Below are 6176 nucleotides of genomic sequence, written 5' to 3'. Positions count from 1 at the left end.
ACCAAACCAAGCCCATCATCCGGATGGGTCTTCCCCGATAATCTTCACTTCACATTCGAGCGTGACACCAAACGTTTTTTTAACTGTATTCTGGACATGACGAATCAAATGAATATATTCAGTCGCCATAGCACCATCTTTATTGATGATAAATCCGGCATGCTTCAATGATACAGCAGCACCGCCAATTTGCTGGCCCTGTAATGCACTGTCCTGAATCAATTTACCGGCAAAATAACCTGGAGGTCGCTTGAATACACTGCCGCATGACGGATACTCCAGCGGCTGTTTTGATTCGCGCTTGTACGTGAGATCATCCATAACCGATTTAATGGCATCATAGTCCCCTTCCCCCAATGCAAATGTCGCTTCCAAAACAATATAACCCTTTTCCGGGATATTGCTTGATCGATATTCCAAATCGAGGTCATCAGCGGACAATGTGAGCAAGTCCCCATGCCGGTCAATAACAATGGTGTTTACCAATACATCTTTAATTTCCCCACCATATGCTCCAGCATTCATAAAGAGCGCTCCGCCAACCGTTCCTGGAATTCCACACGCAAATTCAAGACCTGTAAGTGAGCAGGATAACGCTTCACGGGATGCTTCAATAATACGAGCGCCGCTTTGTGCAACCATTCGGGTGCCGTCGATTCTGATGTCCGCAAGGCGTCCCAGATTCAGCACGATTCCCCTTATGCCTCCGTCCTTAATAATCAAATTCGATCCATTGCCGAGTAATGTAAAAGGAATCTGTTTTTGATTGGAAAGTTTGACGATATCCCGGACTTCCTCATACGTTTCCGGTGTCACATAAAAGTCCGCCTTCCCACCCAAACGTGTATATGTGTGGTCTTTTAATGCTTCATCAACCTGGACATTGTCTGCTGATGTAATGGCTGTCAATTGTTCATACGTCTCGCGAACATTCACCACAAACATCCATCCTTTGCTGTCGTCATTGATTCACAAAATAATTTGATTTTTTGATCGTTCACAACTAAACCTTTTATCCGCCATTATCCTGTTTATCCACTCTTAGGAGCATTCCTATTCAAGGCGACGGCCACAGGTGCATAAACGACAAGCCATACTTCCATTTTATTTATTCCATTTTGTTGTGCAATGTCTTCTGTTTAAGAATAAACCATGTAACGTAAGCGCCAATAATAAACAGTAGAATTTTTACCGCTAAAAGCGGAACAACGAATAATATGCTGTATGACATCGCTAACCATAAGGCGGTCACCCCTATTATTTTTGCTTTCAAAGGAATGCCGTTGCCGTCACGATAATTTTGTATGTAGGAACCGGCATATTTATTTGATATCAACCAGTGATAAAGGCGATTCGAACTTCTTACATAACAAGCAGCCGCAAGCAATAGCAGCGGTGTTGTTGGCACCAATGGTAAAATAATACCAACCACACCCAATACCAATGAGAGTGAACCAACAATAATTAAAACAATTTTTTTGAACTGTTTCACCGTATCACCAACTTTATCACGCATAAACGGTCCATCACACCTGCACCTCAGAACGAAGGGAACACAAGGAATCAACACGACCACCTTGGAGAATGCCGTTTACTTGATGATGATAAGCTCTATCTTTCATTATATCATCTCCAACTCTGTTATGCCTTCTTTTACATGTATTTTGTTTGATATTTTGTGCACGTTTCTTTCATATAACCGAATTATTCATGATGAATTGCGTACCTCCATGGACAGGAGCATTCCGTGCAAAAACAGTAAATGGTCGGGTGCTGTAACAATGACCGCTTTATTTTATACGACGGCAGAAAAATCTTTTAACAAGTCTTTTATTTTCGGTTGACTTTTTCCTAATTTCTTATTAAAATAACTTTACTTAGGTAAAGTAATAAAGTGATAAAGAATAGGATGGAATGGAGTTTTTGACCATGGTTTTCTATCAAAACGGTACCGAAAGCAACGGGCATACGGCTAAGCTTTTATTGAGAAACAGCTTGCTTCCCTTGCTGGAACAACGCTTTCGGACGTATGGATATATTAAGACAAGCACAAGCGCCTTTCAGGATTATGATCTATATACATCAGTCACTGGGACAGTCCCTAAAAATGAGATGATTAAAACCATCGATCCCTCCGGAGAAGTGCTTGTTCTGCGGCCCGATGTCACTATACCGATTGCACAACAGGCTGCATTCAGCGACAAAAGCCACCGCAGGCAATTCTATGTCCAAGATGTATACAGGCTATCGAGTGAAAAGAACCGTCATGAAGAGCTGACACAAGCAGGCGTCGAATGTTTCGGTGAAAATACACATGAAAATGATGCCGAATTGATTGCCATGGCAGCTCATCTTCTGAATGACCTTCAGTTCAGTCAACACAGAATTGTTATCAGTCACGCTGGGTTTTTCAAAGAACTGCTAGACCAGCTGCCGCTATCTCCGGAACAAACCGAGCAGTTGCAGGCAATGATTCAATCCAAAAATATGGCCGAAATAAAACCATTCCTGTCCAACCTGCCCATTAACCGGGAACTGGCGGAGGCCGTCGAGACTATTCCCATGCTGTATGGACGTCCGGAAGAGGTTATCACCAAAGCATCGGACATATCATTAAATGACGCCATGCAGCAAACGATTAGCAACCTCAATACGGTCCTGGACGTCTTAAAGGCGTACGGTGTTCGTGATACTGTTGTATTTGACCTTGGATTGATCAACGACATGGATTATTATTCAGGAGTCATTTTCCAGGGGTATGTAGCAGGGTCAAGCAAACCGGTCCTGATGGGCGGACGGTATAATCATTTAACCGAGCAATTTGGAAAACGTATGGCCGCGATCGGTTTTGGCTGTTTCGCTGATTATTTGCTGGAGGCACTGGAAAAGGATGGTCAGCCGCCGAAAATGGAACGTCCGGTTCAGGTTGCCATTTATTATGATGACCACAGCACCTCCCATGCGCTGGCCACTGCCGGTAAGCTTCGGGATGACGGATTAAAGGTGATCACCTTACCTGTGGCTCATACCTCGGAAATGGAACCACCCTCTTTGGGTACTGTATCCATGACGACCGACCATAATGTGCTTAATCACGGTAACAAACACTCCGAATTCCGGACAGCGGATGAACTGGCGAACTTACTTCAATTGGAAATGAGGGGGGATTAAATGAGTTATCTTACGTTAGCACTTGCCAAAGGGCGCACGGCTGAAGCTTCTATCAATCTATTGGCCAATGCCGGTATCCATTTCAGCCATTTAAACGAGGATTCCCGGAAACTCGTTTTCTATGATGACGACAGCATGATCCGACTGATCTTTGTTAAAGCCGTTGATGTCCCTACCTATGTCGAGAATGGTGCCGCAGATGTCGGGATTGTCGGCAAAGACAATATTATTGAAGAACAGCCGGACATCTATGAACTCCTCGACCTTGAATTTGGTCAATGCCATTTCGCAGTTGCCGGTTTTTCGGGAACGAATTTGCATAAAGACGGAACACTCACCGTTGCTTCCAAATACCCGACAGCTGCCGAAAAGCATTTCAACAGACAAGGCATTCCAATCGAAACCATCAAACTAAATGGGTCGGTTGAGTTGGCTCCTGTTATCGGACTGGCTGACGTCATTGTGGACATCGTTGAGACCGGCGGGACATTACGTGAAAACGGCCTCACCATTCTAGAAGAAATGGAAGCGATCAGCACCCGCCTGATTGTCAACAAAGCCAGCTTCACCACCAAATCCGAACGGGTTCACACATTCATAAATACGTTGAAAAAAGGGTGGAATGATGTATCGTGAAAAAAATGACAGCCAGCGAATTCCGGCAGTTGCCATCCATATCATCCGGACAAAACCATAACCAAAACGTGGATGAAACGGTGTTGCCCATCATTTCCGATGTTCAAAAAAATGGCGATGATGCGCTCTTCCGTCTCACCGAAAAACTGGACGGTGTCAGCCTCAGCACCTTGTACGTTACCGAGGAGGAATTTCAGCAAGCCGAATCGTCCATGAGTGATTCGTTCCAGACCGCGCTAAAGACCGCACGACAAAACTTGGAAACGTTCCATGCCGGTCAACTGGAAAAATCTTGGTTCATGAACCCGCACAATGGTATGACACTCGGGCAAAAAGTAACCCCTATCAAACGTGTCGGCGTTTATATACCAGGTGGTAAAGCGTCCTATCCGTCTTCCGTGCTGATGAATATCATCCCTGCGAAACTGGCCGGTGTTGAGAAAATCACCATAACGACCCCGCCGGACGATCAGGGAAATATCAATCCGCACGTTCTTGCCGCTGCTAAAGAGGCCGGTGTGGACACTGTCTGCAAAGTTGGGGGTGCACAGGCTATTGCGGCACTGGCTTATGGCACCGAGTCTATTGAGCCAGTATCCAAAATTGTGGGACCTGGCAATGCCTACGTAGCACGTACTAAAAAATGGGTGTATGGCGATGTCGATATCGATATGATCGCCGGACCAAGCGAAATTTGCATTGTTGCGGACGAAACGGCCAATCCTGCTTTCGCCGCCGCCGATCTTTTATCCCAGGCCGAGCATGATGAGCAGGCCAAACCGCTACTGGTTACGCCAGACTGGGATGTAGCCGATGCAATACAAAAAGAAATCTCAAACCAAATGGAAAAACTGGATCGAAAAGCCATCATTCGTGAATCTCTGAATCAAAACGGGCACATCATTGTAACCGAAACCCTTGCCGAAGCATTGGATACGGCTAACAGAATCGCCCCCGAGCATCTGCAGCTTATGATCCGGGATCCATTTGCAAATATGGCAAGCATCGTCAATGCGGGAGCCATTTTCCTTGGCAACTATTCCCCTGAGGCGCTCGGCGATTATACGGCCGGACCGAATCATACATTGCCGACAAGCGGAACAGCCATGTTTTCGTCACCACTTGGGGTATATGATTTTGTTAAGAAGTCCAGTATTATCCATTATGACAAAAATGCTCTGAGCCAAGCTTCACAAGCAACGATGTCTTTAGCAGAAGCAGAAGGACTGACGGCTCATGCCAGAGCGATTCAAATCAGAAAGGATGAAGGCAATGCGCCAACAAACGATTAACCGTTCAACCGCGGAAACCAATATTACGGCTGACTTCAATCTCGATGGTTCAGGTAAGTCATCCATTGCTACCGGCATTGGCTTTTTTGACCATATGCTGACTCTTATGGCGAAACATGGGCTTTTCGATTTGACTCTGACATGTGATGGCGATCTGGAGGTCGATCAGCATCATACCGTAGAAGATACAGGCATCGTACTCGGTCAAGCCTTTAAAGAAGCACTTGGCGACAAAGCGGGAATCACACGTTATGCAACTGTGACAACACCGATGGACGAAGCGCTATCAACCATTTCCGTGGATATCAGCGGACGGCCGTATCTCGTCTATCATGTTGACGGATTAAACGACAAAGCCGGTACATTTGATACAGAACTTGTGGAAGAATTCTTTCGGGGTTTTATCAATCATGCCGGCGTAACGCTGCACATTAATCTCGCGTACGGGTCAAACACGCATCATATGCTTGAAGCTATTTTCAAAGGATTTGGCCGGGCGCTTGATCAGTCTGCATTGATCAAGAACCGATTCGATGGAATCCCTTCGACCAAAGGAATGTTATAAGAACGTACGTACAATACAAACGTATACGGGGGAAACAACATGATTGCTATTATTGATTACGGTGCAGGAAACATCAAAAGCTTACAGTTTGCCCTAACAAACATTGGTCTGGAGTCGCAGCTGACTTCTGACCCGGTTGTCATCCAGAACAGTGACGGGGTAATTCTTCCCGGAGTTGGAGCCTTTCGGGATGCCATGGAGGCCTTAATAGACCTAGGGTTGGCCGAGTCGCTGCAGCAGGAAGCAGCACAAGGCAAACCACTGCTGGGCATCTGCCTAGGGATGCAGCTGTTGTATGAAAAAAGTTATGAGGATGGCGATTGGGACGGGCTTGGCCTGCTTGATGGCAAAGTCGGACGCATCCGTGAATCCGTCAAAGTACCGCATATGGGTTGGAACACGCTGACACACCATAAAGAAGAGCCGCTGCTAAAGGACGTTCCGGAAGACGCTTATGTCTATTTTGTCCATTCGTATGCTGTCAGCTCGTGGCAGCAGAATCAACTGATCAG

7 protein-coding genes are annotated in these 6176 nt (G+C 45.9%); 5 read left to right on the top strand and 2 right to left on the bottom strand.

Going from position 1 to position 6176, the window contains the following annotated elements:
• Positions 1-15: 15 nt before the first annotated feature.
• Both murB and ABDZ72_RS02440 read right to left on the bottom strand, forming a co-directional pair.
• Positions 16-945, bottom strand: a complete 930-nt coding sequence (murB, locus tag ABDZ72_RS02445; protein WP_343750947.1) for a UDP-N-acetylmuramate dehydrogenase — start codon at positions 943-945, stop codon at positions 16-18.
• 163 nt (positions 946-1108) lie between these two features.
• On the bottom strand, positions 1109-1516 hold the full coding sequence (locus tag ABDZ72_RS02440; protein ID WP_343750946.1) for a YbaN family protein: 408 nt from the start codon (positions 1514-1516) through the stop codon (positions 1109-1111).
• Positions 1517-1929: 413 nt separating this feature from the next.
• Here ABDZ72_RS02440 and ABDZ72_RS02435 point away from each other — a divergent pair, with 413 nt between their 5' ends.
• The 5 genes from ABDZ72_RS02435 to hisH form a co-directional block, all read left to right on the top strand.
• Positions 1930-3171, top strand: coding sequence for an ATP phosphoribosyltransferase regulatory subunit (locus tag ABDZ72_RS02435; RefSeq protein ID WP_343750945.1), 1242 nt, complete (start codon positions 1930-1932; stop codon positions 3169-3171).
• Entirely contained in the window at positions 3172-3807 is a 636-nt protein-coding gene (gene hisG, locus ABDZ72_RS02430; RefSeq protein WP_343750944.1) for an ATP phosphoribosyltransferase, read from the top strand.
• A complete protein-coding gene (gene hisD, locus ABDZ72_RS02425; RefSeq protein ID WP_425542334.1) occupies positions 3804-5099 on the top strand; it encodes a histidinol dehydrogenase in 1296 nt (431 codons plus the stop codon). The genes hisG and hisD overlap by 4 nt, the downstream gene beginning before the upstream one ends.
• Complete coding sequence (gene hisB, locus ABDZ72_RS02420; protein ID WP_343750942.1) at positions 5080-5664, top strand: imidazoleglycerol-phosphate dehydratase HisB; 585 nt, start codon at positions 5080-5082, stop codon at positions 5662-5664. Before hisD ends, hisB begins: the two co-directional genes overlap by 20 nt.
• Positions 5665-5703: 39 nt before the next feature.
• Positions 5704-6176: imidazole glycerol phosphate synthase subunit HisH (gene hisH, locus ABDZ72_RS02415; RefSeq protein WP_343750940.1), on the top strand; the 473-nt coding region annotated here is incomplete at its 3' end.

This window comes from Lentibacillus halophilus (assembly GCF_039522485.1).
Classification (GTDB): Bacteria; Bacillota; Bacilli; order Bacillales; family Amphibacillaceae; genus Lentibacillus; species Lentibacillus halophilus.
This window is presented reverse-complemented; position numbering and strand designations above follow the sequence as displayed.